At 74.9% G+C, this 267-nt stretch carries 1 protein-coding gene; it reads left to right on the top strand.

Annotated features, from left to right (window positions below; translation table 11 throughout):
* The coding region (locus MFF21_RS23745; RefSeq protein ID WP_238315051.1) for a hypothetical protein at positions 1 to 267 on the top strand (267 nt) is incomplete at both ends.

Raw genomic sequence — 267 nt, forward strand, 5'->3', positions numbered from 1 at the left:
GGACTGGGCCTGGGTTATGCGCTGGTGCGCCGGCGGGGACTCATGGCGCTGTGCTGGGTCGCGACCGCGCTGCTGCTCTTGGTGGCCCTTCCCGCGGACCCGGACGGCGTCCCGGGCGCCGCCGTCGTCGCCTACCTGGTCTTCCTCGGTCTCGCGGCCGTTCACGGTGCGGTCGTGGGTCTGCGGACCCGTCTGGTGTGGCCGCCGCGCGCCTGGCTCGCGATCGCGCTCGGGGTCGTCCTTCTGGCCGTGCCGACCGGAGGCGTC

It is taken from the genome of Methylobacterium organophilum, from assembly GCF_022179465.1.
Classification (GTDB): domain Bacteria; phylum Pseudomonadota; class Alphaproteobacteria; order Rhizobiales; family Beijerinckiaceae; genus Methylobacterium; species Methylobacterium organophilum.